Origin of the sequence: Paraburkholderia nodosa (genome assembly GCF_001718195.1) — a bacterium.
GTDB classification, from domain to species: Bacteria; Pseudomonadota; Gammaproteobacteria; order Burkholderiales; family Burkholderiaceae; genus Paraburkholderia; species Paraburkholderia nodosa_A.
Genome location: NZ_MCNV01000003.1, coordinates 410,838 through 436,669, shown reverse-complemented (window position 1 = coordinate 436,669; position 25,832 = coordinate 410,838). Strand labels below are relative to the sequence as shown.

At 64.8% G+C, this 25,832-nt stretch carries 25 protein-coding genes; 12 read left to right on the top strand and 13 right to left on the bottom strand.

The genetic code is table 11. From position 1 onward, the window contains the following. Positions 1 to 23: 23 nt before the first annotated feature. The 3 genes from lspA to BFD71_RS08245 form a co-directional block, all read right to left on the bottom strand. On the bottom strand, positions 24 to 539 hold the full coding sequence (gene lspA / locus BFD71_RS08255) for a signal peptidase II (protein ID WP_069262759.1): 516 nt from the start codon (positions 537 to 539) through the stop codon (positions 24 to 26). Then, complete coding sequence (gene ileS / locus BFD71_RS08250; RefSeq protein WP_069262758.1) at positions 539 to 3,388, bottom strand: isoleucine--tRNA ligase; 2,850 nt, start codon at positions 3,386 to 3,388, stop codon at positions 539 to 541. The genes lspA and ileS overlap by 1 nt, the downstream gene beginning before the upstream one ends. Before the next feature lie 141 nt (positions 3,389 to 3,529). Beyond that, positions 3,530 to 4,525 carry a bifunctional riboflavin kinase/FAD synthetase gene (locus BFD71_RS08245; RefSeq protein WP_069262757.1) on the bottom strand — a complete coding sequence of 332 codons (996 nt, stop codon included), beginning with the start codon at positions 4,523 to 4,525 and terminating at the stop codon, positions 3,530 to 3,532. Positions 4,526 to 4,713: 188 nt separating this feature from the next. Between BFD71_RS08245 and purN the strand changes: the two genes are divergently transcribed. From purN to nadC, 5 genes are all read left to right on the top strand, one after another. Continuing rightward, a complete protein-coding gene (purN, locus tag BFD71_RS08240; RefSeq protein WP_069262756.1) occupies positions 4,714 to 5,373 on the top strand; it encodes a phosphoribosylglycinamide formyltransferase in 660 nt (219 codons plus the stop codon). Continuing rightward, positions 5,370 to 6,761: an RsmB/NOP family class I SAM-dependent RNA methyltransferase gene (locus BFD71_RS08235; protein WP_069262755.1), complete on the top strand. Its 1,392-nt coding sequence runs from the start codon at positions 5,370 to 5,372 to the stop codon at positions 6,759 to 6,761. The genes purN and BFD71_RS08235 overlap by 4 nt, the downstream gene beginning before the upstream one ends. A 387-nt stretch (positions 6,762 to 7,148) precedes the next feature. Further along, positions 7,149 to 8,345, top strand: coding sequence for a DesA family fatty acid desaturase (locus tag BFD71_RS08230; RefSeq protein WP_069262754.1), 1,197 nt, complete (start codon positions 7,149 to 7,151; stop codon positions 8,343 to 8,345). A 177-nt stretch (positions 8,346 to 8,522) separates the two neighbouring features. Beyond that, positions 8,523 to 9,653 (top strand): quinolinate synthase NadA, encoded by a 1,131-nt coding sequence (gene nadA, locus BFD71_RS08225; protein WP_069262955.1) that lies wholly within the window; start codon positions 8,523 to 8,525, stop codon positions 9,651 to 9,653. Continuing rightward, positions 9,654 to 10,553, top strand: a complete 900-nt coding sequence (gene nadC, locus BFD71_RS08220; protein ID WP_069262753.1) for a carboxylating nicotinate-nucleotide diphosphorylase — start codon at positions 9,654 to 9,656, stop codon at positions 10,551 to 10,553. It begins immediately after the preceding gene. Positions 10,554 to 10,646: 93 nt separating this feature from the next. On the opposite strand, the gene nadB is transcribed toward nadC, so the two are convergent. From nadB to radC, 4 genes are all read right to left on the bottom strand, one after another. Continuing rightward, complete coding sequence (gene nadB, locus BFD71_RS08215; RefSeq protein ID WP_069262752.1) at positions 10,647 to 12,248, bottom strand: L-aspartate oxidase; 1,602 nt, start codon at positions 12,246 to 12,248, stop codon at positions 10,647 to 10,649. Between the two features lie 294 nt (positions 12,249 to 12,542). After that, positions 12,543 to 12,710: a 50S ribosomal protein L33 gene (gene rpmG, locus BFD71_RS08210; RefSeq protein ID WP_027794136.1), complete on the bottom strand. Its 168-nt coding sequence runs from the start codon at positions 12,708 to 12,710 to the stop codon at positions 12,543 to 12,545. A 10-nt stretch (positions 12,711 to 12,720) separates the two neighbouring features. Further along, positions 12,721 to 12,954: a 50S ribosomal protein L28 gene (gene rpmB, locus BFD71_RS08205; protein WP_027794135.1), complete on the bottom strand. Its 234-nt coding sequence runs from the start codon at positions 12,952 to 12,954 to the stop codon at positions 12,721 to 12,723. A gap of 254 nt (positions 12,955 to 13,208) precedes the next feature. Further along, positions 13,209 to 13,976 carry a RadC family protein gene (gene radC / locus BFD71_RS08200; RefSeq protein WP_069262751.1) on the bottom strand — a complete coding sequence of 256 codons (768 nt, stop codon included), beginning with the start codon at positions 13,974 to 13,976 and terminating at the stop codon, positions 13,209 to 13,211. A gap of 189 nt (positions 13,977 to 14,165) precedes the next feature. On the opposite strand from radC, the gene BFD71_RS08195 reads away from it, so the two are divergent. Together BFD71_RS08195 and ispH are read left to right on the top strand one after the other, a co-directional pair. Beyond that, positions 14,166 to 14,621: an FKBP-type peptidyl-prolyl cis-trans isomerase gene (locus BFD71_RS08195; protein WP_028205261.1), complete on the top strand. Its 456-nt coding sequence runs from the start codon at positions 14,166 to 14,168 to the stop codon at positions 14,619 to 14,621. Positions 14,622 to 14,626: 5 nt separating this feature from the next. Next, positions 14,627 to 15,598, top strand: coding sequence for a 4-hydroxy-3-methylbut-2-enyl diphosphate reductase (gene ispH, locus BFD71_RS08190; RefSeq protein ID WP_042271909.1), 972 nt, complete (start codon positions 14,627 to 14,629; stop codon positions 15,596 to 15,598). Positions 15,599 to 15,900: 302 nt separating this feature from the next. On the opposite strand, the gene BFD71_RS40360 is transcribed toward ispH, so the two are convergent. Further along, positions 15,901 to 16,299 carry a hypothetical protein gene (locus tag BFD71_RS40360; protein ID WP_141710598.1) on the bottom strand — a complete coding sequence of 133 codons (399 nt, stop codon included), beginning with the start codon at positions 16,297 to 16,299 and terminating at the stop codon, positions 15,901 to 15,903. A 367-nt stretch (positions 16,300 to 16,666) separates the two neighbouring features. On the opposite strand from BFD71_RS40360, the gene BFD71_RS08180 reads away from it, so the two are divergent. The 4 genes from BFD71_RS08180 to BFD71_RS08165 are packed head-to-tail and all read left to right on the top strand — an operon-like array spanning position 16,667 to position 20,311. Beyond that, positions 16,667 to 17,617, top strand: a complete 951-nt coding sequence (locus BFD71_RS08180) for a branched-chain amino acid ABC transporter permease (RefSeq protein ID WP_069262749.1) — start codon at positions 16,667 to 16,669, stop codon at positions 17,615 to 17,617. Between the two features lie 16 nt (positions 17,618 to 17,633). Beyond that, positions 17,634 to 18,803, top strand: a complete 1,170-nt coding sequence (locus tag BFD71_RS08175; protein ID WP_069262748.1) for an ABC transporter permease subunit — start codon at positions 17,634 to 17,636, stop codon at positions 18,801 to 18,803. 15 nt (positions 18,804 to 18,818) lie between these two features. Further along, positions 18,819 to 19,595 (top strand): ABC transporter ATP-binding protein, encoded by a 777-nt coding sequence (locus BFD71_RS08170; protein WP_069262747.1) that lies wholly within the window; start codon positions 18,819 to 18,821, stop codon positions 19,593 to 19,595. Next, positions 19,595 to 20,311, top strand: coding sequence for an ABC transporter ATP-binding protein (locus tag BFD71_RS08165; RefSeq protein WP_069262746.1), 717 nt, complete (start codon positions 19,595 to 19,597; stop codon positions 20,309 to 20,311). The genes BFD71_RS08170 and BFD71_RS08165 overlap by 1 nt, the downstream gene beginning before the upstream one ends. A 95-nt stretch (positions 20,312 to 20,406) precedes the next feature. Here BFD71_RS08165 and BFD71_RS08160 read toward each other — a convergent pair whose 3' ends face one another. The 3 genes from BFD71_RS08160 to BFD71_RS08150 all read right to left on the bottom strand — a co-directional run bounded on the left by BFD71_RS08160 (position 20,407) and on the right by BFD71_RS08150 (position 23,445). Beyond that, complete coding sequence (locus tag BFD71_RS08160; RefSeq protein WP_069262745.1) at positions 20,407 to 20,877, bottom strand: GNAT family acetyltransferase; 471 nt, start codon at positions 20,875 to 20,877, stop codon at positions 20,407 to 20,409. 19 nt (positions 20,878 to 20,896) lie between these two features. Next, on the bottom strand, positions 20,897 to 22,081 hold the full coding sequence (locus BFD71_RS08155) for an acetylornithine transaminase (protein WP_069262744.1): 1,185 nt from the start codon (positions 22,079 to 22,081) through the stop codon (positions 20,897 to 20,899). A 332-nt stretch (positions 22,082 to 22,413) separates the two neighbouring features. Beyond that, positions 22,414 to 23,445 carry a CDP-6-deoxy-delta-3,4-glucoseen reductase gene (locus BFD71_RS08150; protein WP_069262743.1) on the bottom strand — a complete coding sequence of 344 codons (1,032 nt, stop codon included), beginning with the start codon at positions 23,443 to 23,445 and terminating at the stop codon, positions 22,414 to 22,416. 121 nt (positions 23,446 to 23,566) lie between these two features. On the opposite strand from BFD71_RS08150, the gene BFD71_RS08145 reads away from it, so the two are divergent. Next, a complete protein-coding gene (locus tag BFD71_RS08145) occupies positions 23,567 to 24,649 on the top strand; it encodes an NAD-dependent epimerase/dehydratase family protein (protein WP_069262742.1) in 1,083 nt (360 codons plus the stop codon). Positions 24,650 to 24,683: 34 nt separating this feature from the next. Here the strand turns inward: BFD71_RS08145 and BFD71_RS08140 are convergent, their stop codons facing one another. Both BFD71_RS08140 and BFD71_RS08135 read right to left on the bottom strand, forming a co-directional pair. Then, positions 24,684 to 24,872 (bottom strand): hypothetical protein, encoded by a 189-nt coding sequence (locus tag BFD71_RS08140; RefSeq protein WP_042260822.1) that lies wholly within the window; start codon positions 24,870 to 24,872, stop codon positions 24,684 to 24,686. A 155-nt stretch (positions 24,873 to 25,027) separates the two neighbouring features. Next, complete coding sequence (locus BFD71_RS08135) at positions 25,028 to 25,735, bottom strand: pseudouridine synthase (RefSeq protein WP_069262741.1); 708 nt, start codon at positions 25,733 to 25,735, stop codon at positions 25,028 to 25,030. Positions 25,736 to 25,832 lie beyond the last annotated feature (97 nt).

The window sequence follows — 25,832 nt, the reverse complement described above, 5'->3', positions numbered from 1 at the left end:
GCGCCCGACTGCAGCCCGCACGCTCAGCGCGCGCCGCGCACGCGCCGCAATTCGTCGAACACCAGCAGCGCCGCGCCAATGCAGATCGCGCTATCGGCGAGGTTGAACGCCGGCCAGTGCCAGCCGCCCACGTGGAAATCGAGAAAGTCGATCACGTGGCCGTACAGCAGGCGGTCGATCACATTGCCGAGCGCGCCGCCCATGATGAGCGCGAGCGCCGTGCAAAAGAGCTTCTGCGTAGCGTGGCGCTTGAGCAGATAGCAGATCACGAGCGCCGCCACGACGCCGAGCAGCGTGAACGCCCAGCGCTGCCAGCCGCCCGCAGCCGACAGGAAGCTGAATGCCGCGCCCTTGTTGTAGACCAGCACGAGGTTGAAGAACGGCGTGATCACGCGGCCTTCCCCGTAGCTGAACACCTTGTTGATGGCGATTTTCGTGAGCTGGTCGGCGAGGATCACGATCACCGCGACTCCTAGCCACGGCGCGAGCGTGCCGCCCGCGCCATTCGACCTGGACTGCTTCGGCAGGGTTTTTGCCATTATGCCGCGCTCCGCTTTTCACCGTCGCCGAACAGATTCGCGACGCAGCGGCCGCACAGGCCCGGATGCTCCGCGTTCGCGCCCACGTCTTCGCGGTAGTGCCAGCAGCGCTCGCACTTGAGGTACTTCGAGGTGACCACTTCGACGCCTTCCTCGGCTTCGCTATCGACCTTCACGATTTCCGCCGCCGAGGTGATCAGCACGAATTTGAGGTCGTCGCCGAGCGAGGCGAGGGCATCGTAGCGCGCGCCGCTCGCGAGAATGCGCACTTCGGCCTGCAGCGACGAGCCGATCTGGTTCGCCACCCGCGCCTCTTCGAGCGCCTTCGTCACGTTGCCGCGCACTTCGCGCAGCAGCGTCCATTTGGCGATCAGCTCCGGCGCGCCTTCGACGTCCGGGAAGGCGTGGAAGGTTTCGGTGAAGATGGTTTCGCTTTGCGGCTGGAACACCTTCCACGCTTCTTCGGCCGTGAACGAGAGGAACGGCGCGAGGATGCGCAGCAGGCTGTGCGTGATGTGATGCAGCGCCGTTTGCGCACCGCGGCGGGCCTTCGAATCCGCCGCGCTCGTGTAGAGGCGGTCCTTCAGGACGTCGAGGTAGAAGCCGCCCAGGTCTTCCGAGCAGAACGTCTGGAGCTTGGCCACGACCGGGTGGAACTCGTAGCGGTCGTAGTGGGCGAGCACGTCGTTTTGCAACGTATGCGTGAGCGCGACGGCATAGCGGTCGATCTCGAGCCATTCGCTTGCGGGCAGCGCGTGCTTCTCGAAGTCGAAGTCCGAGAGGTTCGAGAGCAGGAAGCGCAGCGTGTTGCGAATGCGGCGATAGCCTTCCGTCACGCGCTTGAGAATCTCTTCGGAGATGGCCAGTTCGCCCGAGTAGTCGGTCGAGGCGATCCACAGACGAATGATTTCCGCGCCCAGACGATTCGCCACTTCATGCGGATCGACGCCGTTGCCGAGCGACTTCGACATCTTGCGGCCTTCGCCGTCGACGGTGAAGCCGTGCGTGAGCAGCGCGTTGTAGGGCGGGCGTCCGTCGAGCATCGATGCCGTGAGCAGCGACGAGTGGAACCAGCCGCGGTGCTGGTCCGAGCCTTCCAGGTACAGGTCGGCCGGGAACTGGAGTTCATCTTTGTGCGAGCCGCGCAGCACGTGCCAGTGCGTCGTGCCCGAGTCGAACCACACGTCGAGCGTGTCGCGGTTCTTTTCGTACAGGTTGGCGTCGTCGCCGAGCAGTTCGCGCGGGTCGAGCGTCTGCCACGCTTCGATGCCTTCTTTTTCCACGCGCTGCGCGACCTGTTCGAGCAGCTCCAGCGTGCGCGGATGCAGCTCGCCGGTTTCCTTGTGCACGAAGAACGCCATCGGCACGCCCCATTGGCGCTGGCGCGAGAGCGTCCAGTCCGGGCGGTTGGCGATCATCGAATACAGGCGCTGCTTGCCCCACGATGGGTAGAACGCCGTCGCCTCGATGCCTTCGAGCGCCGTTTCGCGCAGCGTCTTGCCGGCGTCCTTGGGCGTCACGTCCATGCCCGCGAACCACTGCGAAGTCGCGCGGTAGATGATCGGCGTCTTGTGGCGCCAGCAGTGCATGTAGCTGTGCAGGTACTTCTCGCTGCGCAGGAGCGTGCCGGCGGCGTCGAGTGCGTCGACGATCTTCGGGTTCGCGGCCCAGATCGAGAGGCCGCCGAACAGCGGCAGCGATTCGATGTAGCGGCCGTCGCCCATCACCGGGCTGATGATGTCGGAATCCGCCATGCCGTGCGCCTTGCACGACACGAAGTCTTCCACGCCGTAAGCGGGCGCAGAGTGCACGATGCCCGTGCCGGTGTCGGTCGTGACGTAGTCGCCGAGGTAGATCGGCGAGGTGCGCTTGTAGCCCGGATGCGCCGAGGCGAGCGGGTGATTGAAGCGCAGCAGCGAGAGCTTCTCGCCCTTCGTCGTGGCGACGATCTTGCCCTCGAGCCCGAACTCCTTCATGCACGCTTCCACGCGCTCGACGGCGAGGATCAGCAGGCCGCGCTGTGTGTCCACGAGCGCGTAGTCGATCTCAGGGTGCACGTTCAACGCCTGGTTCGACGGAATCGTCCAGGGCGTGGTGGTCCAGATCACGATGCCGCCTTCCTCGCGCGGCAGCGCAGGCAGGCCGAACGCGGCCGCCGTTTCGGCGGGTTGCGCGAACGTGAACAGCACGTCGATGGTGGGATCGGTCTTGTCCTTGTACTCGACTTCGGCCTCGGCGAGCGCCGAGCCGCAGTCGAAGCACCAGTTCACGGGCTTCAGGCCCCGGAACACATAGCCCTTCTCGATGATCTTCGCGAGTGCGCGGATCTCGCCGGCCTCGTTCGCGAAGTTCATCGTCTTGTACGGGTTGTTCCAGTCGCCGAGCACGCCCAGGCGCTTGAAGCCCTTCTTTTGCGTCTCGATCTGGCCGGCCGCGTACTCGCGCGCCTTCTGCATCACTTCCTGGGCGGGCAGCGACTTGCCGAACTGCTTTTCGATCTGGATTTCGATCGGCATGCCGTGGCAGTCCCAGCCCGGCACGTAGACCGCGTCGAAGCCCGCGAGATTGCGCGCCTTGACGATCATGTCCTTGAGGATCTTGTTCACCGCGTGGCCGAGGTGGATGTCGCCGTTCGCATACGGCGGGCCGTCGTGCAGGATGAACTTCTTGCGGCCCTTCGAAGCCGCGCGGATCTTCTCGTAGACCTGGTTCTCTTCCCATTCCTTGACCCATTGCGGTTCGCGCCTGGGCAGGTCGCCGCGCATCGGGAACGGGGTGTCGAGCAGGTTGACGGGGTACTTCGATTCGGACTTCTGCGGCTTGCCGGAGGATGCTTTCTTGTCGCTCATGGTGAGATCACGTGGAATTCGGGGGATGCATGGCGTCAGCGTTGCGGCCGATGCCGCGCAACCGTCGCCTCGGGCGCTGCATGCCGTGCTGTGGGCACGCGGCGCCTGGGGGCGGGGCAGCCCGCGCATGCGGGCCGCAGGTCACCTAATTCGGTCGGTGGCCGAGGTGGCGAAGCCGGTGGAGGCGCCGCCGGCCACGTCTGCGCCCACGGCGGCGAACCACGCGCGGGTGTTCGCCACGTCGCGAGCGATCGCGGCGGTGAGCGTTTCGAGGTCGGGAAACTTCTCCTCGTCACGCAGCTTCTTGAGAAACTCGACGCGCACGAGCTTGCCGTAGGCGTCGCCGTGCCAGTCGAGCAGATGCACTTCGAGCAGCACGCGGCCCGAGTCGTCCACGGTCGGGCGCAGGCCGAGGCTCGCGACGCCGGGCAGCGGATGATCGGCAATGCCATGCACCATCACGACGAAAATGCCCTTGAGCGCCGGCCGCTTGTGGCCGATCAGCAGGTTCATCGTGGGGAAGCCCAGGTCGCGCCCGAGCTTCAGGCCGTGCGTGACGTGTGCGCTGATGTGATAGCCGCGGCCAAGCGAAGCGCGCGCGGCGTCGAGGTCGCCCGCGTTCAGTTGCGCGCGCACCGCAGAGCTGGAAATGCGCACGCCCGAAGGGTCGGCCACGGTCGCCATCTGCTCGACTTCGAAGCCGTGATGCGCGCCCGCGGCCCGCAGCGAAGCGAAGTCGCCCGCGCGCTTCGCGCCGTAGCGGAAGTCGTCGCCGATCATCATCCAGCGCGCGTGCAGCCCGCCCACGATGATGCGCTCGACGAACGCCTCGGGCGACTGGCTCGCGAACGTGTGGTTGAAATGCTCGACCACGACGCGGTCCACGCCGTTCTCGCGCAGCGCTTCGAGCTTGTCGCGCAACATGGCGATGCGCGGCGGGGCGCTGGCCGGGTTGAAGAATTCGCGCGGATGCGGCTCGAAGGTCATCACGCAGACGGGCAGGCCGCGCGCGTCGGCTGCCGCGCGCACGCGCGCGAGCAATGCCTGATGCCCGCGGTGGACACCGTCGAAATTGCCGATGGTCAGCGCGCAGGGCGCGCGGCTTTCGGCATTGGGAAGACCGCGGAAGACTCTCACGATAGCGGAACCTGGTGGAACCTCGAAAAGCGCGCTGGCGCAGCACGCGTGCTAATGATCGACTGCTGACCGGGTGACTGGCCACTCGCGGCCCAAGGACCGCGACGAAACAGAAGATTATAAACGCACGAGGCGACGATCGCCGCCGCACGAGCGTTGAGCCGGCCCCCCGATGATAAAATCCGCGGATGAAAAATCTCGTCATCCTGATTTCGGGGCGGGGCAGCAACATGGAAGCCATCGTGCGCGCTTGCGCGCAGGAAGCTTGGGGCGCGCGCATCGCCGCCGTGATTGCCAACCGTCCTGACGCTGCGGGCCTCGCGTTCGCGGCTTCGAACGGCATTGCCACGGCGGTCGTCGATCACCGCCAGTTTCCCGATCGCGCCAGCTTCGACACGGCGCTCGCTCAAGTCATCGACGGCTACGCGCCGGACCTCGTCGTGCTGGCGGGCTTCATGCGCGTGCTTACCGAATCGTTCGTCGGCCATTATGCGGGTCGGATGCTCAATATCCATCCCTCGCTGCTGCCGATGTTTCCGGGCCTCAAGACGCACCAGCAGGCGCTCGACGCCGGCTGCCGCGTGCACGGCGCGACGGTGCATTTCGTCACGCCTACGCTCGATCATGGTCCGATCGTCGCACAGTCGGTAATTCCGGTGCGCGCGGGAGACGACGCCGCGGCACTCGCCGCGCGCGTGCTCAAGACCGAACATCTGATGTATCCGCGCGCGGTGCGCTGGTTCGTCGAAGGGCGCCTCGCGCTCGACGGCGAACGCGTGACGCTCACGCCGGCCGAGCCACAGTGGCTCTTCTTTGACGACTCGCAAGCCGCCGGGGAGGGCGCATGAGACTGCATGGATTTCTGATTGGACAGACCGAAACGTTGCTCGCCGACGTCCTCAAATTTACGGGCCCGGCCGACGCCGTGACGAGCCGCTTCTTCCGCGAGCATCCGAAGCTCGGCCACGCCGAGCGCGGTGTGATCGCCGAAGCCGTGTTCGCGGTGCTGCGCCGGCGCATGGAGTTCGCGCACCTGGCCGAAAGCGGCACGGGCAGCCCGACGCGCCGCCTCACGCTGCTCGGCCTCATGGCGACGGCGGGCCGCTCGGCGATCCGGCCCTTCGTATCGGACGCCGAGGCGACCTGGCTCGAGCACGTCGCGAAGATCGACCCGGCGAGCCTGCCGCTGCGCGTGCAGCTGAATCTGCCGGAGTGGATCATGAAGGCGCTGGAAACGCGCTTTGAGCCCACCGAACTCGCGCAACTGGCCGCCGCGCTCAACTATCCGGCGCCGCTCGATCTGCGGGCCAATCCCATCAAGGCGAGTCGCGAGGAGCTGATCCGCGCGCTGTCCGAGTCGGGCATCGAAGGCGGGGAAACGCCGTTCGCGCCGTTCGGCGTGCGCGTGACGGGCAAGCCCGCGCTCGCGAAACTCGACACGTTCAAGAACGGCTGGTTCGAGGTGCAGGACGAGGGCAGCCAGCTGCTGTGCACGCTGCTGGCGCCGCGCCGCGGCGAGATGGTCGTGGACTTCTGCGCGGGCGCGGGCGGCAAGACGCTGGCGCTCGGCGCGATGATGCGCTCGACCGGCCGTCTCTACGCCTTCGACGTGTCCGACCGGCGCCTCGCCAAGCTCAAGCCGCGCCTCGCGCGCAGCGGCCTGTCGAACGTCAATCCCGTGCTGATCGACAGCGAGCACGACGCCAAGATCAAGCGGCTGATCGGCAAGATCGACCGCGTGCTCGTGGATGCCCCGTGCTCGGGCCTCGGGACGCTGCGCCGCAACCCCGACCTCAAGTGGCGCCAGTCGCCGGAGTCGGTGGCCGAGCTCGCGCCCAAGCAGCTTTCGATTCTTACGAGCGCGGCGCGCCTGCTCAAGCGCGGCGGCCGTCTCGTCTACGCGACCTGCAGCATTCTCGAAGCCGAGAACGAAGCGGTCGTGAAGCAGTTCCTCGAGGCGCACCCCGAGTTCGTGCTGGTGAGTGCGCGCGACGTGTTGGCCGAGCAGCGTGTGGGCCTCGATACCGGCGACTACCTCTCGCTGTGGCCGCACCGCCACGCCACCGACGGCTTCTTTGCCGCCGTGCTGGAGCGTCGCGGCGAAGCGAAGCCGAAGACCAGGGCCGCCGGCGCGCAGACCACGCCTGAAGAAGCTGCCGCGGAACAAGAGGCGTCCGACGCGATCGCGAAGGCGCAGGAAAGCGAAGCGGCCGAGCCGGACGCCGCGCTGGAGTAAGCGGCGCAGGTACGACGTTTGCGGGACCGTCCGGCGGGAGAAGCCGGATGGTCCGCGACAGTCGCGCTGGCATGCTGCATCGAATAAGCAGGCGATGCCGTGCAGCTCGAACTAGCATTCTCAGTAGAGCGCGCGACACATGGGATCGCGGTGAAAGATTAGATGGGGTCAGATATCATGGAAAGTGCCAGTTGAGGTGCGGCAAAGCGCCTCGAAACGCACTTCAGACGTTGACGCCGTAACCAATAAAGAAAAAAATCTCCCTTTGTTACAAACACTTGGAACGGTTCTAGTAGAATGCCGTCCAATCGCATCTAGTCGCTTTCACTTTCTTGACACCGGCGCCTGGCCGAAAGGCCGACGCGCTTCGCTTCACAGGTAAATGCCTTGTTGAACTCCCTGCTTGATTTCCTCGCCCACGGGGTGCTCCATTTCTCGTGGTGGCAGATCGTGCTGTTCGCGGCGGTGGTCACCCACATCACGATCATCGGCGTGACGGTGTACCTGCACCGCTGCCAGGCGCACCGCGCGCTGGATCTGCACCCCATCGCGAGCCACTTCTTCCGCTTCTGGCTGTGGATGACCACGGGCATGCTCACGGGCCAGTGGGCCGCAATCCATCGCAAGCACCACGCCAAGTGCGAAACGGAAGAAGATCCGCACAGCCCGCAAACGCGCGGCATCTGGAAGGTACTGCTCGAAGGCGCCGAACTGTATCGCGCCGAAGCGAAAAACGAAGAAACGCTGCGCCGCTTCAGCCACGGTACGCCCAACGACTGGATGGAGCGCAACGTCTACACGCGCTACCCCATTCTCGGCGTGAGCATCATGATGGTGATCGACGTCGCGCTGTTCGGCGCGGTCGGCCTCACCGTGTGGGCCGTGCAGATGGCGTGGATTCCGTTCTGGGCCGCGGGTGTCGTGAATGGCCTCGGCCACTTCTGGGGCTACCGGAACTTCAATTCGTCCGACGCGAGCACGAACCTTCTGCCGTTCGGCATCATCATCGGCGGCGAGGAGCTGCACAACAACCACCACACGTTCGCGACTTCCGCGAAGCTGTCGAACAAGTGGTACGAGTTCGACATCGGCTGGATGTACATCCGCATGATGCAGGCCGTTGGTCTCGCCAAGGTGAAGAAGGTCGCGCCTACCCCGCGTCTCGCCAAGGGCAAGCTCGTGGCCGATCACGAAACGCTGCAGGCCGTGCTCTCGAACCGCTATGAAGTCATGGCGAGCTACGCGAAGGCCGTGAAGCAGGCCTATCGCCAGGAACTGGCGCACCTGAAGGAAGTGGGCGAACGCGAGAAGTACAAGGTCATGCGCGGCGCGCGCAAGTGGTTCGACAAGGAAGAAGCCAGCCTGAACGAACCGCAAAAGCGCCAGCTGCCGCAAATCTTCGCGAACAGCCAGAAGCTGCGCACGTTCATCGAACTGCGCAACGAACTCGCGGCAATCTGGGAGCGTTCGAGCGCCTCGCGCGAACAACTGCTCACGCAGCTTCAGGATTGGTGCCATCGCGCTGAACAAAGCGGTATCAAGGCGCTGCAGGAATTCGCTTCGCGCCTGCGCCGTTACGCCTGATCATCGGCTCGATCGTCCCGAGCGGATTTCGGCCCCTCAGTGGGGCGCAGGAAAATCCTTTAGAATGACGAGACGTCACAAAACCCCGCGCTGGCGGGGTTTTTCTTTTTGGGCCGCAAAAAAGCCGGAGTCCCCACAATGGCTTCATGGCGCGGCGATCGGTAGGGGCAGGAGATGATGAGTCAGGCGATCAGGAAGGTCGAATATGACCGGCCGCAGGGTGCCGTCTGCAGCGTTGGACAGGCTTGGGCGCGTGTGCCCGATGCGCCGTCCGCGGCAGAGCGCGTTGCGTTGAAGGAGCGGATTCGCGCGTTGCTCAAGCGCGAGAAGGCAGTGCTTGTCGCGCACTATTATGTGGATCCTGAGTTGCAGGAGCTCGCCGACGAAACCGGTGGCTGCGTGGCCGATTCGCTCGAGATGGCGCGTTTCGGCCGCGACCACGAGGCGCAGACGCTCGTCGTGGCCGGCGTGCGCTTCATGGGCGAGACCGCGAAGATTCTGAGTCCGAACAAGCGGATTCTCATGCCCGACCTCGACGCGACCTGCTCGCTCGACCTCGGCTGCCCCATCGACGAATTCTCGGCGTTCTGCGACGAGCATCCGGACCGCACCGTGGTCGTCTATGCGAATACGAGCGCGGCCGTGAAGGCGCGCGCGGACTGGATGGTCACGTCGTCCATCGGTCTCGAGATCGTCGCCGACCTGCACGCGAAGGGCGAAAAGATTCTGTGGGCGCCGGACCGGCACCTGGGCAGCTACATCCAGAAGAAGACCGGCGCCGACATGCTGCTGTGGCAAGGCTCCTGCCTCGTGCACGACGAGTTCAAGGGCATCGAGCTCGATCTGCTGCGCGCCGAATATCCGGACGCCAGGATTCTGGTCCACCCCGAATCGCCCGAGAGCGTGGTTGCGCTCGCGGATGTGGTCGGCTCGACCACGCAGCTGATCGACGCCGCTGTGAAGCTCGACGCGCAACGCTTCATCGTCGCGACCGATCTCGGCATTCTGCACAAGATGCGCCTCGCGGCGCCGGGCAAGACCTTCATCGAAGCGCCCACGGCCGGCAACAGCGCCACCTGCAAGAGCTGCGCGCATTGCCCGTGGATGGCCATGAACGGTCTGACGAATCTCGTCGACGTGCTGGAGCGCGGTCACAACGAGATCCACGTCGACAGCGCGATCGGTGAGCGCGCGCGTCTGCCGATCGATCGCATGCTGGCGTTCGCGGCCGAGCACAAGCGCCGCGTGCAGGCAAGCGGCGACCTCGCGCACGACACCGCGCTGTTCTCGCAAGTGGGGGCGGCGTAAATGGGCGCACTCGAATTGCTCGCAGTCGATGCCGTTTCGCCCGTGCTCGATGAAGTGCGCTCGCAGTACGGCGCGGCGTTCGACGCCGCGATCGCACGCAACGTGGCCGACGCGCTCGCAGAAGACGTGGGCCCCGGCGACCAGACCGGCCGCCTCGTGCCCGCCGACGAAATGCGCGACGCGCGCATCATCGTGCGCGAAGAAGCGGTGCTGTGCGGCGTGCTCTGGTTCGACGGCGTGGTGAAGCAGGTCGATCCGCGCATCGAAGTCCGTTGGCACTATCGCGAAGGCGAGCGCATGGCCGCCGATACGACCGTCTGCTCGCTGCGCGGCCCGGCGCGCTCGCTGCTCACGGCCGAGCGCAACGCAATGAACTTCCTGCAGCTGCTTTCGGGCGTGGCTAGCGTGACGCGCCGCTACGTCGAGATGATCGCGCACACCCGCACGCGCATTCTGGACACGCGCAAGACGATGCCCGGCCTGCGCCTCGCGCAGAAGTACGCAGTGCGCGTGGGCGGTGGCGTCAACCAGCGTCTCGCGCTTTACGACGGCATCCTGATCAAGGAAAACCACATTGCTGCGGCAGGTGGCGTGGGCGCGGCGATGGACGCCGCGCTCGCGCTCGATGCGGGCGTGCCGATCCAGATCGAAGTGGAGACGCTCGAACAGCTCGACACGGCGCTCGCGCACGGCGCGAAGTCGGTGCTGCTCGACAACTTCTCGTCCGACATGATGCGCGACGCGGTGAAGCTCACGGCGGGGCGTGCGGTGCTCGAAGTCTCGGGCGGCGTGAGTTTCGACACGGTGCGCGCGATCGCGGAAACGGGCGTGGACCGCGTATCGATTGGCGCGCTCACAAAGGACGTGCGCGCGACGGACTTTTCGATGCGTATTGTCTGAAGCCGCGAGTTCGCTGAGCGGGACCAGAAGGAAAAAGGCCGCCTCGCGATTGAGGCGGCCTTTGTTTTTTGCGGCGCTTTCAGTTCGCTCGACTCATGAAACCGTGCGATTGCGTACGCGCTCCGGCGCGAGCACGGTCGGCAGCGCCTTGGGCAGCGAGTTCGGCCAGTCGCGGCTGTAGTGCAGGCCACGGCTCTCGCGGCGCGAGCGCGCACTTTCCACGATCAGCGAAGCGACTTCGACGAGGTTGCGCAATTCCAGCAGGTCGCGCGTGACGCGGAAATTCGCGTAGTACTCGAGAATTTCGTCGCGCAGCAGGGCGAGGCGATGTTGCGCGCGCTCGAGCCGTTTGTCGGTGCGCACGATGCCGACGTAATTCCACATCAGCCGGCGCAGCTCGTCCCAGTTGTGGGCGACGACGACTTCCTCGTCGGAATCGGAGACGCGGCTTTCGTCCCAGTCGGGCAGCGGCGCATGCGCTCCCGCGCTGAAGCCTTCCGCCTCGATCGCCTCGGCTGCCGAGCGGCCGATCACGAGGCACTCGAGCAGCGAGTTGCTTGCGAGGCGGTTCGCGCCGTGCAGGCCCGTGTACGAGGTCTCGCCCACGGCGTAGAGGCCCGCGAGGTCGGTGCGCCCAGCCAGGTCGGTGACGACGCCGCCGCAGGTGTAGTGCGCGGCGGGTACCACGGGAATCGGCGCCTTCGTGATGTCGATGCCGAACTCGCGGCAGCGCGCGAGGATGGTCGGGAAATGTTCTTCGAGAAATGCCGGCGGCTGATGGCTGATGTCGAGATGCACGCAGTCGATGCCGTGTTTCTTGATCTCGAAGTCGATCGCGCGGGCGACGATGTCACGCGGGGCCAGTTCGGCGCGCGCGTCGTGCGAGGGCATGAAGCGGGTGCCGTCGGGCAGGCGCAGCACGCCGCCTTCGCCGCGCACGGCTTCCGAAATCAGGAACGACTTGGCGTGCGGGTGGAACAGGCAGGTGGGGTGGAACTGGATGAACTCCATGTTCGCCACCCGGCAGCCGGCGCGCCACGCCATGGCGATGCCGTCGCCGGTGGCCGTGTCGGGGTTCGTCGTGTACAGGTAGACCTTGCCGGCGCCGCCCGTGGCGAGCACCGTGTGCGGCGCCTGGATCGTCACCGTGCGGTCATTCTTCAGATCGAGCGCATAGAGGCCGTGACAACGACGGCCAGGCAGGCCCAGCCGGTCGGACGTGATGACGTCGATCGCCTGATGGTCTTCGAGGATCGTGATGTTCGGGTGCGAGCGCGCACGCTCGAGCAGCGTTTGCACGACTGCGTGGCCGGTGGCGTCGGCGGCGTGGATGATGCGGCGATGGCTGTGGCCGCCTTCGCGCGTGAGGTGAAAGCCGAGTTCGGCGGCGGCGTCCTTCGTGAACGGGACGTCCTGGGCGATCAGCCATTCGATGGCCTCGCGGCCATGCTCGACGATGTAGCGCGTGGCTGCCTCGTCGCACAGGCCGCCGCCGGCGACGAGCGTATCGTCCACGTGGTTCTCCACGCTGTCGGCCGAATCGAGCACGGCGGCAATGCCGCCTTGCGCGCGGTCGCTCGCGCCTTCGGTCATCGCGCGCTTGGCGATGATCACGACGCGGCGCGAACCGGCGAGATTCAGCGCGACGCTCAGTCCTGCGAGGCCGCTGCCGACGATCGCTACATCGAAATTCATGATCCTGCTTCTCCGTCTCTCTTGTTCTGCGCTTTCCGGCCGCCGCATTTGCCGCGGGGCTGCGCTGTCATGCCCGCTGTGATGCCCGCTGTGATGCCATATGACACGCGTGTGGCAGCCGGTATAAAGCGGGAAGCATACTCCGAGAGAGGAGCGAACGGATAGCGCCAGTTTGGGCGCTGCCGTTAAAACACCGTTGCCGGGCGCGAACCGAGGCGGGGCGGGCGAGCCAAAAGAAAAACCCCGCTAAAAAGCGGGGTTTTTCCGTCTTCGTCAGGCTCGAAACCCGATCAATTACTTGATCTTGGTTTCCTTGTACTCGACGTGCTTGCGAACAACCGGGTCGAACTTCTTGATCGACATTTTTTCCGGCATGTTGCGCTTGTTCTTCGTGGTCGTGTAGAAGTGACCCGTACCTGCGGTCGATTCCAGCTTGATCTTGTCGCGGACGCCCTTGGCCATGATTTACTCCTTACAGTTCGCCGCGTGCACGCAGGTCTGCGAGCACGGAATCGATGCCGTTCTTGTCGATCAGGCGCAGGCCTGCGTTCGAGATGCGCAGACGCACCCAACGGTTTTCGCTTTCAACCCAGAAACGGCGGTTTTGCAGATTCGGGAGGAAACGGCGCTTGGTTTTGTTGTTAGCGTGGGAAACGTTGTTGCCGCTCATCGGCGCTTTCCCAGTGACTTGGCATACACGTGCCATGAGACACTCCTACGGAAATTCTGAGTTCGAGAGCCGCTTAGGTTTCCCAGGCGAGAAATGGCCGGAATAAGAGCGCGCTCACGTATGGATGAGAGACAACCTCGAACCCAGGCCATATTTCCCCTGGAACGCCTCGATGGGCTTCGGAACAGGGTTGGAAATAGGCAAACTATGATTCTAGCAGAAAAAAGCCTGGGAGATCAAACCCGATTTGCACAATTGTTCTGTGCCGCCGCGTCTGGCGCTGTGTCGCCTCAGCTCCAGCCATGGCGCGCGAAGGAAAACGTGTCCCGGGTGCCGATGACCAGGTGATCGATGAGTTGAACCTCCACGAGTGCCAGCGTCTCCCGCAACACCCGTGTGAGGCGCCGGTCGCTCGCGCTCGGCTGTACCGCGCCCGAAGGGTGATTATGGGCGACGATCAGGCTCGCGGCATTGAGCGTCAGCGCGCGCCGCACGATTTCACGCGGGTACACCGCCATGCGAGTGAGTGATCCGCGCGAACTTTCCTCCAGGCGGATCAGCCGATGGCGCGCATCCAGGAAGAGGCAAACGAACACCTCGTGCGGCCGCCCGCCGATCAGGAGGCGCAAGTAGTCTTCGACCGCACCGGGTGAATCGACGAGCGGTTTGTCGTCGAGCGCTTGCGCAAGCGCCCGGCGAGCGAGTTCCGTCACCGCTTGCAGCATCGCGGCTTTTGCGGGCCCGATACCGCGCAGGGCCTCGAATTCTTCTGGCGGCGCATCGAGCATGGCGCGCAGCGAGCCGAATTGGGCCAGCAGCGTGCGGGCGACTTCGAAGACATCGTGGCCCGGCAAGCCGAAGCCGAGCAGAATCGCGAGCAGCTCTACGTCCGAAAGCGCGCTGGCGCCGGCCGTGCGCAGTCGCTCGCGAGGCATGTCGCGGCGTGGCGCCGCAGGCGCCGCGCTCTCGGGGCTCGAAACCGCAGGCGCTGCCGGCGCGGGGAGGGCGCCGCCGACGGCATCGGGCGCCGTGTCCAGGATGCAGGCGCGTTCCGTCATGGCATTCTCCACAGACAAATAAGGCATGCCCGGCGCGCGCGAGCGCGAGCGTTGGCAGTGCACAATCGTGCCGCGACCGCCTCGGCCAAGTGGCTTACAATAGATGCTTTCCTGCCGCCCGAGGCAGGCCGGACCGGCGCCCTGCGGCGCGCACGCGCGAAGCGCGCGTTACGACGAAATGAGTTACGCATGAGCATCATCGACATCTCCGAAGTGAAATCCGGTTCCCACGTGACGCTGAATTACCGGCTTTCACTCGCCGATGGCACCGAAATCGTCAATACCTTTGTCGACCGTCCCGCCACTCTGCTGATGGGCGCCGGCCAGCTTGCGCCGCCGCTGGAAGAGATTTTGCAGGGCCTGAAGGTGGGTCACCATTCGACCTTTCAGCTAGAACCCGGCGTCGCATTCGGCCAGCGCAACCCCGACCTGATCCAGCGCGTTTCGCTCAAGACCCTGCGCGAGAACGGCATGATCGGCGAGGAATTCAGCCCGGGCGACCTGATCGAATTCAATGCCCCGAACGGCGGGCGCTACGCGGGTGTGCTCAAGGAAGTGAACGAGACCTCCGCCCTGTTCGATTTCAACCACCCGCTCGCAGGCCAGGCGGTTGCGTTCGAAGTGCAAATCATCGGAATCCTTTAAAGCCCATGACCAACACGGACACGTCCCTCATCGCAGAACTGGCCGACGCGGAAATCCTGCTCGCCCAGCCGCGCGGCTTCTGCGCCGGCGTCGATCGGGCCATCGAGATCGTCGAGCGCGCCATCCAGCTCCACGGCGCACCGATCTACGTGCGTCACGAGATCGTTCACAACGCCTATGTCGTCGAAGACCTGCGCAAGAAGGGGGCGATCTTCATCGAGCAGCTCGAAGAGGTCCCGTCCGGCAACACGGTGATCTTTAGCGCGCACGGCGTCTCCAAGTCGGTGCGCGCCGACGCCGAGGCGCGCGGCCTGCGTGTCTACGACGCGACCTGCCCGCTCGTCACGAAGGTGCACGTGGAAGTCGCGAAGATGCGCGACGAAGGGCTCGACATCGTCATGATCGGGCACAAGGGCCATCCGGAAGTGGAAGGCACCATGGGGCAGGTGGCCGAGGGCATGTATCTCGTCGAAGACATTGCCGATGTCGAGGCGCTCAAGCTGCGCGACCCGCAGCGTGTGGCATTCGTCACGCAAACCACGCTCTCGGTGGACGACGCCGCGGAAATCATCGCGGCGCTCAAGGCGCGCTTTCCCGCCATTCGCGAGCCGAAGAAGCAGGACATCTGCTACGCCACGCAGAATCGCCAGGACGCCGTCAAGTTCATGGCGCCGCAGTGCGACGTCGTGATCGTGGTGGGCAGCCCGAACAGCTCCAATTCGAACCGGTTGCGCGAAGTGGCCGAGAAACGCGGCATTCCTGCCTATATGGTGGATGCGCCCGAGCAGATCGACCCCCAGTGGCTCGCCGGCAAGCGCCGGATCGGCCTGACGGCTGGAGCGTCGGCTCCCGAGGCGCTCGCGCAGGAAATCATTCGCCGCCTGCACGAACTTGGTGCGCGCAACGTGCGTGCGCTCGAAGGCATCGAGGAGAACATTGCATTCCCGTTGCCGCGCGGACTCGGTCAACCCGTCTGACGCCTGCCGCACTCCGCACGAACGCGCCCATGTGGCGCGTTTTTTTATGCCCGCAACACATACTGCGCGCGAGTAATAAGGGTCGTATGATGGGGAAAGGCAGGTTAACCTCACATTCGGCGGGTGTTCTTATCAGTGTTTTCTCTAGAGTGCGGGACCGAATTACGTGGTGTGACCCCATAATATAGGGGACAATTGACATCCTTTCGATACGAATGCACCGCGCCGGGGCGGCATTATTATGCTCTCCCTTAAATACCCTTCATTTGATCCAATGCCCGCGCGACAAGGCATTGCGGCCATTATCTGCAACACATGATGCGAAGCGCGTCGATTTTTGGTGCAACTGGTGCACGAAAATGCGGCGCAACCGGTGGTGCAACCCACCCCATGCGGTTATCTAAAAATATGGTTGCAATGCAGGAAAACCCTGCCGGTTCAACAATATTGCCCGTCGCATAATTGGCGTTACAATGCGCGCGTTCTGAAGGCTGGACATTCCATGCGAAGGCCATCAGACAAGCATTTCGGAAGGCGCAGGAGACCTGATTAATGCAATTCAAGTCGGCTTTTGCCGCGTCATCGGCAAATGCGGTTGCGCCGCGCAATGCGTGGCTTAGCCGCAATGTCGAGACGGGCACGAGCACAACATCGATCATTTCTGGCATGCAGATTGCTTTTGCATGCATCGGCGTTGTCATGCCGGTTCGCCGCCTGGGTGCGACGGGTCTCGCAGCCGAGATCCCGCAGTGCGCGGGCGGCCGGGGAGTGGGAGTCATGGCGTTTGACGCATTCGCGTTTGCCGGCCGCAAGGCTCGCCGCGAATACGCCAACGTGAATATGACGCGTAGTTGATTGAACCCGACGGCACCGAACCATCCGACGGTGCCGTTTTTGCATCCGCTTTTGGCGAGCCTGCCGCTGCAACACAGCGGCAACGCGAACCGGGGCGGCCAACCGTTACCGGTTTTTACTTCAATACCCGAAAGTGTCGTTGCGGTTCCGTAAAACATCGCCCACCGGCCGATGACGAGCGCGAATCCGGTTGCACGGGCTAAGGAGCATTAAATGGATATTTTCATCCAGCAGATCCTGAATGGGCTGGTGCTTGGCAGCATCTATGCCATCATCGCACTGGGCTACACCATGGTGTACGGGATTCTGGGCATCATCAATTTCGCGCATGGCGACGTGCTCATGGTGGGCGCCATGGTCGCGCTCTCCGCGATCAACGTGCTCCACAATCATTTCCCGGGCCTCGGGAACATCCCCACGCTGTGCATTGCGCTCGCGGTTGCCGCGCTCGTGTGTGCGGTCGTCGGGTACACGATCGAAAAGGTCGCGTACCGACCGCTGCGCCGCGCGCCGCGCCTCGCGCCGCTGATCACCGCGATCGGTGTGTCGATCCTGCTGCAGACGCTCGCCATGATCATCTGGGGCCGCAATCCGCTCGCGTTTCCCCAGCTCATCTCGACCGACCCGATCAACGTCATCAAGCCGACTGAAACCGGTGTCGGCGCCGTGATCTCGATGACGGAAATCGTCATCATCGTCGTCGCGTTCGTCGTGATGGCGGGCCTCCTGCTCCTCGTGCACAAGACCAAGCTCGGCCGCGCCATGCGCGCCATCGCCGAGAACCCGAACAATGCTTCGCTGATGGGCGTGAACCCGAACTTCGTGATCTCGGCCACGTTCATGATCGGCTCGGCGCTCGCCGCGCTGGCCGGCGTGATGATCGCCTCGGAATACGGCAACGCTCACTTCTACATGGGCTTTATCCCCGGCATGAAGGCCTTCACGGCCGCGGTGCTGGGCGGTATCGGCAACCTCGGCGGCGCGATGGTCGGCGGCGTGGTGCTCGGTCTGATCGAGCAGCTCGGCGCAGGCTACATCGGCAACCTGACCGGCGGGGTGTTCGGCAGTAACTATCAGGACGTCTTCGCATTCATCGTGCTGATCGTCGTGCTCGTGTTCCGTCCGTCGGGGCTGCTGGGCGAACGTGTCGCGGACCGCGCATAAGAGGGAGTAACACAACATGACTTCAATTCAACCGATCGAGCCGTCGACGACGCTCATCCCCGAAAAGAACATGACGAAGACCCTCACGGTCGGCATCGTGACGGCCATCGTCGTGGCAGCGCTTCCCTTCGTGGTGGGCGCCGCGGGCGGCAACTACTGGGTGCGCGTGCTCGACTTCGCGATGCTGTACGTGATGCTCGCGCTGGGCCTGAACGTGGTGGTGGGCTTCGCCGGCCTGCTGGACCTGGGCTACATCGCGTTCTACGCGGTGGGCGCCTACGTCGCCGCGCTGCTGACTTCGCCGCACCTGACCACGCAGTTCACGTGGATCGCCAACATGTTCCCGGGCGGCATGCATACGCCGTACTGGATCGTGATTCCGTGCGCCATGGCGCTCGCCGCGCTGTTCGGCGTGCTGCTCGGTGCGCCGACGCTGCGCCTGCGCGGCGACTACCTCGCGATCGTGACGCTGGGCTTCGGGGAAATCGTTCGTATCTTCATGAACAACCTCGACCGTCCGGTGAACATCACCAACGGGCCGCAGGGCATTACCGGCGTCGCGCCGCTGCAGGTGTTCGGCTTCAATCTCGCGCAGCCGCACGAGATCCTCGGCTTCACGTTCACGTCGGTCTACATGTACTACTACGTGTTCGTGATCTGCGCGCTGCTCGTGATCTGGGTGTGTACGCGTCTGCAGCACTCGCGTATCGGCCGCGCATGGGCCGCGATCCGCGAAGACGAAATCGCCGCCAAGGCCATGGGCATCAATACCCGTAACGTCAAGCTGCTCGCGTTCGCGATGGGCGCGTCGTTCGGCGGCCTGTCGGGCGCGATGTTCGGTGCGTTCCAGGGCTTCGTGTCGCCGGAATCGTTCACCTTCTGGGAGTCGGTCGTCGTGCTCGCCTGCGTGGTGCTCGGCGGCATGGGCCACATCCCCGGCGTGATTCTCGGCGCCGTGCTGCTCGCCATTTTCCCCGAGTTCCTGCGCTCGACGATGGGCCCGCTCCAGCACATGCTGTTCGGTCACGAAGTCGTCGATACGGAAGTCATTCGTCAGCTGCTCTACGGCCTCGCCATGGTCGTCATCATGCTGTATCGCTCGGAAGGCCTGTGGCCGGCGGCGAAGCACGAAGACAAGATCGCGAAGATCGCCAAGCGTGCCAGCAAGAAGCCGGTTCGCGCATAACGGGGAGAACAGAATATGAGCAACAAAGCTATCCGCCTGTCCGTGAAGGGCGTGAACAAACGCTTCGGCGGCCTGCAGGCGCTGTCCGACGTCGGCCTGCAGATCGAGGAAGGCACGATCTACGGCCTGATCGGCCCGAACGGCGCCGGCAAGACGACGTTCTTCAACGTGATTACCGGCCTCTACACGCCCGATTCGGGCGAATTCAAGCTCGACGGCACGGCTTATACGCCGACCGCCGTTTATCAGGTGGCGCAGGCCGGCATTGCGCGTACGTTCCAGAACATCCGTCTGTTCGGCGGTATGACCGCGCTCGAGAACGTGATGGTCGGCCGCCACGTGCGCACGAAGCACGGCCTGCTCGGCGCCGTGTTCCAGACTCCCTCGGAGCGTCAGGAAGAGCGCGAGATCAAGGAGCGTGCGATCGAGCTGCTCGAATACGTGGGCATCGCGCAATACGCGGACTACACCTCGCGCAACCTCTCGTACGGCCACCAGCGCCGTCTGGAAATCGCGCGTGCGCTCGCGACCGATCCGAAGCTGCTCGCGCTCGACGAGCCGGCAGCCGGCATGAACGCGACCGAGAAGGTCGAACTCACGCGCCTGCTCGACAAGATCCGCGCCGATGGCAAGACCATCCTGCTGATCGAGCACGACGTGAAACTGGTGATGGGCCTGTGCAACCGGATGACAGTGCTCGACTATGGCAAGGTGATCTCCGAAGGGCTGCCGCAAGACGTGCAGAAGGACCCGAAGGTGATCGAGGCATATCTGGGTGCGGGGGTTCACTGATGTCGACATCGGTTCTGAAAATCAAGGGTCTGCAGGTCAACTACGGCGGGATCCAGGCAGTCAAGGGCGTGGACATGGAAGTTCGCCAGGGCGAACTCGTCACGCTGATCGGCGCGAACGGCGCGGGCAAGACCACGACGATGAAGGCCATCACGGGTCTGAAGCCGTACTCGGCTGGCGACATCGAGTACATGGGCCAGTCGATCAAGGGCGTGCCCGCGTATGAACTGCTCAAGCGTGGCCTCGCGATGGTGCCGGAAGGCCGCGGCATCTTCGCGCGCATGTCGATTCTCGAAAACATGCAGATGGGCGCGTACCTGCGCAGCGACAACGAAGGCATCCAGAAGGACGTCGAGCGTATGTTCGGCTTCTTCCCGCGCCTGAAGGAACGTGCCACGCAGCTCGCAGGCACGCTCTCGGGCGGCGAGCAGCAGATGCTCGCCATGGCGCGCGCGATCATCAGCAAGCCGAAGCTTCTGCTGCTCGATGAGCCGTCGATGGGTCTCTCGCCGATCATGGTGGAGAAGATCTTCGAAGTGGTGCGCACGATCTCGTCGGAAGGCATCACGGTGCTGCTCGTGGAGCAGAACGCGCGCCTCGCGCTGCAGGCGGCCAATCGCGGCTACGTGATGGACTCGGGCCTCGTGACGATGGAAGGCGAGGCCAAGCAGATGCTCGACGATCCGAAGGTGCGCGCAGCGTACCTGGGCGAGTAAGCTGCATGGCATTGCGGTCCGCGCGGCCGCATCAAAACAAAAGCCGCATGGGTGCGACCCCATGCGGCTTTTTTCATGGCGTCGACCAATGATGCTCAGACGAGCGCTTCGGACTCCTGCACGGCGAGGCGCTTGCCGAGACTCACCACAGCATCGGTGCGATAGCCAAGCTGCTCGTAGAACGCGAGCACCTCGGCTTTGTCGGTGAGCACCTGAAGGTTGAGCTTGAGGCAACCCAGCGCGGCGAGCGCGTTTTCCGCATGGCGCACGAGCCGCGTGCCGAGGCCGTGGCGCCGCGCATCGGGCGCGACGGCGACCGAATAGAGCCAGCCGCGATGCCCGTCGTAACCGGCCATGGCCGTGCCGATGAGCGCGCCGTCGACGTCGCCACCGTCGCGAACCGCAACGAAGAACAGCTCCGGCTGGGTGCCGAGCTTGTTCGCGATCGACAGACGCGGATTGCGATGCGGCCGGCTCGCATCGTTGTACTCGGGAAACGCCTGCAGCCAGAGCGCGATCACCGCTTCGGTGTCGGCTTCGCTGAACACGCGGATCGTGACGGACATCGCTCGTGCTCCCCTCGAATTACAGCGAGTCGAGGATCGTGCGCAGCATCGCCATCATCTGGTCGATTTCCTGCGTCGTCACGTTCAGCGCCGGCATGAAGCGCAGCAGGTTCGGGCGCGCGGCGTTGAGCAGCAGGCCGTCCGGCTGCATGAGACGCGCCTTCTCGACGATCTCCGGCCCGATGTCCTTGCCGAGCAGCAGCGCGCGCAGCAAGCCTTCGCCACGCTCGCCCTGGAAGCCGCGTTCGGCCGAAAGCTCGAGCAGCTTTTCGCGCAGATACTCGCTGCGCTCACGCACGCCTTCGAGGAAGCCGGGCGCAACCAGTTGCGAGATCACCGAATAGCCCACGGCGGTCATCAGCGGGTTGCCGTTGTACGTGCCGCCCTGGTCGCCCGCCTCGAACACGGAGATTTCCTTCTTCGCGAGCAGTGCAGCGAGCGGCACGCCGCCGCCGATGCCCTTGCCGAGCGTCATGATGTCCGGCTCGATGCCCGAGAGTTCGTAGGCGAAGAGGGTGCCCGCACGGCCGCAGCCGCTCTGCACTTCGTCGACGATCAGCAGGATGCCGTGCTTCTTCGTGAGCGCGCGCAGTTGCTGCATGAATTCGCGCGTGGCGGGAATCACGCCGCCTTCGCCCTGGATCGGCTCGAGCATCACGGCGACGGTCTTCGCGGTGATGAGCTTCTCGACCGAGGCGATGTCGTTCAGATCGGCCTTCGGGAAGCCCGGCACTTGCGGTGCGTAGATCGTGTCCCAGCCCGGCTTGCCGCTCGCCGACATCGTCGCGATCGTGCGGCCGTGGAAGCTGTGGTCGAACGTGATGATCTCGTAGGCGCCGTCACGATGCTTCTTGCCCCACTTGCGCGCGAGCTTGATCGCGCCTTCGTTGGCTTCGGCGCCGCTGTTGGCGAAGAACACCTTGTCGAAGCAGCTGTGCTCGGTGAGCAGGCCCGCGAGCTTCGCCATCGGCTCGTTGTAGAAGGCCGGCGACGGGTTGATGAGCAGGCGCGACTGCTGCTCCAGCGCCTCGATCATGCCGTCGTTGCAATGCCCGAGGCTGTTGACGGCCCAACCCTGGATGAAGTCCAGGTATCGCTTGCCCTCGTTGTCGTAGAGCCACGACCCCTTGCCATGCGTGAAAACGATTTCGGGCCGGTTGGTGATGTACATCAGCGACTCGATCGGGTATTCGGAATAATTCATGGCAACGGGCTCCGCGTTGGGGCTGCACAAGGGTTGAAGAAGATACGGCGGAAAAACAAAAAGCCACGGACTGGCCGTGGCTTTCGTGATTCGAACTTGCTGTGCGTTGAGATGTACAACGCGCGTCCGCGAGTAGCCAGGCCCTAAAGATGGGGCGAGCGGCGACGTCGGAGGGCGGACAGGATGCAGTTCATGGGCGCAAGAATACGACAAGCCGAATGGCGATGTAAACCATCAATGTGCCGAATTTTTCCAGGCGGCCGAAGAATTTTTCGTGACGACTGCCCGGCGGGTCGATGCATTGCACACGCAACGACCCGCTCGGGCGAGCTTCAGACGGCGTTCGCGAGGTCGGCGGCGCTCGTGAACGAGTCCGCGTAGAACTCCTCTTCGGGCAGACCGTGGTGCTGCGTGAAGTCGCGCTGCGCGGACTCCACCATCACCGGCGCGCCGCACGCATAGACCTGGTGGCCCGAAAGATTGGGCAGATCCTCGATCACGGCGCGGTGCACGAAGCCCGTGCGGCCGGTCCAGTCGTCGCCGGCTGCGGGCTCGGAGAGCACCGGCACGAAGCGGAAGTTCGGAATCTCCTTCGCCCATTGTTCGGCGAGTTCCATCAGGTACAGGTCCTTCTTCTGGCGCGCGCCCCAGTAGAGCGTCATCGGGCGGTTCAGGTTCTTGTGGACCGCGTGCTCGACGATCGCCTTGAGCGGCGCGAAGCCGGTGCCGGAGGCCAGCAGCACGATGGGCTTATCGGATTCCTCGCGCAGGAAGAAGGTGCCGAGCGGCGCTTCGAAGCGCAGGATGTCGCGCTCCTTCATCTGCGAGAAGACGTGGTCGGTGAACTTGCCGCCCGGCATGTGGCGGATGTGCAGCTCGATCGGGCCTTGCTCGTGCGGCGCGCTCGCCATGGAGTAGCTGCGGCGCGTGCCGTCCTTGAGGATGAATTCGAGGTACTGGCCGGCGAGATACTGCAGGCGCTCGTTGGCGGGCAGTTGCAGCTTGAGGACGACGACGTCGTCGGCGCGGCGCTCGATGGCGGCGATGCGGGTAGGCAGCTTGCGCACCTGCACGTCGCCCACGCCCGCCACTTCGCGGATGTCGATTTCGAGGTCGGTTTGCGCCGTCGCACAGCAGAAGAGGGCCATGCCGCGCGTTCTTTCGTCATTGGAAAGCGCCGAAGCCGCGTGGGCGCGCTGCTCGACTTCGCCGTGGCAGACCGTGCCCTTGCACGAGCCGCACGCGCCGTTCTTGCAGCCATACGGCAGGCCGATGCCCTGACGCAGGGCCGCGTTGAGAATGGGTTCGTCGGGCTCGACCTGGAATTGCCGGCCGCTTTGCTTGAGCGTTACGTTGAAAGCCATATTCAGGGAAGCGTAAGTCTGTATCCGAGGGTTGATTCCGGGCGCGGGTCGCTTTGGGTAAGTTGCCGCGCTTTCTTGCCGGCCTTCGCCGCGAGGCCCGGGCCGCTAAAATGGTTCCACCATGATCGCCACACGAACCTTGCGCCGTGCGCGCATCCTGATTGTCGGTTGCGGCGACGTCGGCCTGCGCGGCGTCACCCAGTTGCGCGAGCGGCCAGACCGCGCGCGCGTATTCGCGCTCGCGCGCCGTGCCGAGCGCGCAGACGTCGTACGGGCCGCGGGAGCCACGCCGGTGCGCGGCGACCTCGATTCCCGCAGGAGTCTCGCGCGGATCGCGGGCCTGGCTCGCACCGTCCTGCACCTCGCGCCACCGCAAAAATCCGGCGACGACGACCTGCGCACGCGCCGCCTGATCGCGGCGCTGGCGGTGCGGCGTCGCGCGGTGTCGCGGCCTGCGCTGGCGGGCGCCGCGCCGCGCGCCTTGCGGCCCCCATTGCATTGCCTCGTGGACCGCATGCGCCGCAGCGCTGTCGGCCAAGCCGCAGCCTTTGGAGCATCCGTCATTGTACCCGAGCGCATCCGGCGGTTTTCCGGCGCCCGGCGCAAGCGGCTCGAACGCCCGAGGCTCGTCTACGCGAGCACGACGGGGGTGTACGGGGATTGCGGCGGCGCGCGCATCGACGAAACACGCACGGTGCAGCCCGCCAACGCCCGCGCCATTCGCCGGGTGTCGGCCGAACGGCAACTGCGCCGCGCGACGGCGCGCGGCGCGCTCAGCGCCACGATCGCGCGCATTCCCGGCATTTATGCCGCAAACCGTCTCCCGCTCGCCCGGCTGGAAAAGCGCACGCCAGCGCTCGTAGCGAGCGACGACGTCTACACGAGCCACATCCACGCAGACGACCTCGCGGCGATTCTCCTGCGCCTCGCGACGCACGGCCGCCCGGGGCGCACGATCCACGCGACGGACGACAGCGAACTGAAGATGGGCGAGTACTTCGACCGCGTGGCCGATGCCTTCGGCCTCGCGCGCGCCCCGCGCGTGAGCCGCGCCGAGGCCGAGCGCGAACTCGAGCCGGTCTTGCTGTCGTTCATGCGGGAGTCGAGACGGCTCGCCAATACGCGCCTCAAGCGCGAACTGCGCGTGCGTTTGCGTTATCCCGACGTAGATGCGTTCTTGCGCACGCTGCCGCCGCACCCGTGACTCCGGGCGGGCGGCGCGGCGCAAAGCGTGCCGTTCACGTGATGGCCGGCAGCGCTTCGAGCAGGAGGAAGCACAATAGCGCTCCGATGAGCGCCCCGATGAGGTTCGGATGATACTGATGTCGCATATGCATCGACGCGAGCAGGCCACCAATCAGAACCGCCCCTAGCGCCATGAAGGCCATCAACACGAATGAGATTTCGAATGAGCCGTTGATGATCATGATGCCCCTCCTTGCAACTTGTAATCGTTCTTGAGACGAGTATAGGGCGGAAGCCCGGCAAGGACATGCTGCGGCGCGGCGAAAACGATGCCTGTTTGCAAGCATCGGTGCGTCAACCCACTGAGCGGCGGCCGCCCGCGCCGCCCAGTGGTGGTTTACCCGTTGTTGCGCAACGCGTCGAGCGCCGCGGCGTCGAGCCATTGCCAGGCGCCCGGCGCCAGACCGGCGGGCAGGGAAAAGCCGCCAATGCGCTCGCGGTGGAGCGCCTCGACGCGGTTGCCGGCCGCGGCCACCATCCGTTTGACCTGATGATATTTGCCTTCGAGCACGGTCAACTCCAGCTCGTGATCTGAACGTGCGCAGGCGGCGACGGCGGCAATCGGCTCGCGCTCGCCGTGCAGCAGCACGCCTGCACGCAGGGCATTGAGCTGGACCTCGTCGAGCGGATGGCGCGTGCTCGCCACGTAGACCTTCGGCACCTTGCGCTTGGGCGACGTGAAGGCGTGGACGAACTGGCCATCGTCGGAAAGCAGCAGGAGGCCGGTCGTATCCTGATCGAGGCGGCCCACGCACTGCACGTTGCGCTCTCCGAACTGCGGCGGCAGCAAATGAAACACGCTCAGGTGATGCTGCGGATCGCGCGAGCACTCATAGCCCGCGGGCTTGTTGAGCGCAAGGTAGGCGCGCTCGTGAAACGGCCACGGCGTGCCGTCCACGCTGAAGACGAGGCCTGCCGTGTCGAACGTTGCGAGGGGGTCGTTGCAGGGCTCGCCCGCGACGGCGACCCGCGCGTCGGCGATGAGCGCGCGGCATTGGCGGCGTGAGCCGAAACCCTGAGTGAAGAGGATGCTTTCGAGATTCATGACGGACGGCTGACAGCGTAGAGCCGGCTATTTTATCCGCGGCGACGTGGTCAACGCCGCCGTGCCCGCCGCCTGTCCGCTTCGCACGGCTTGACCG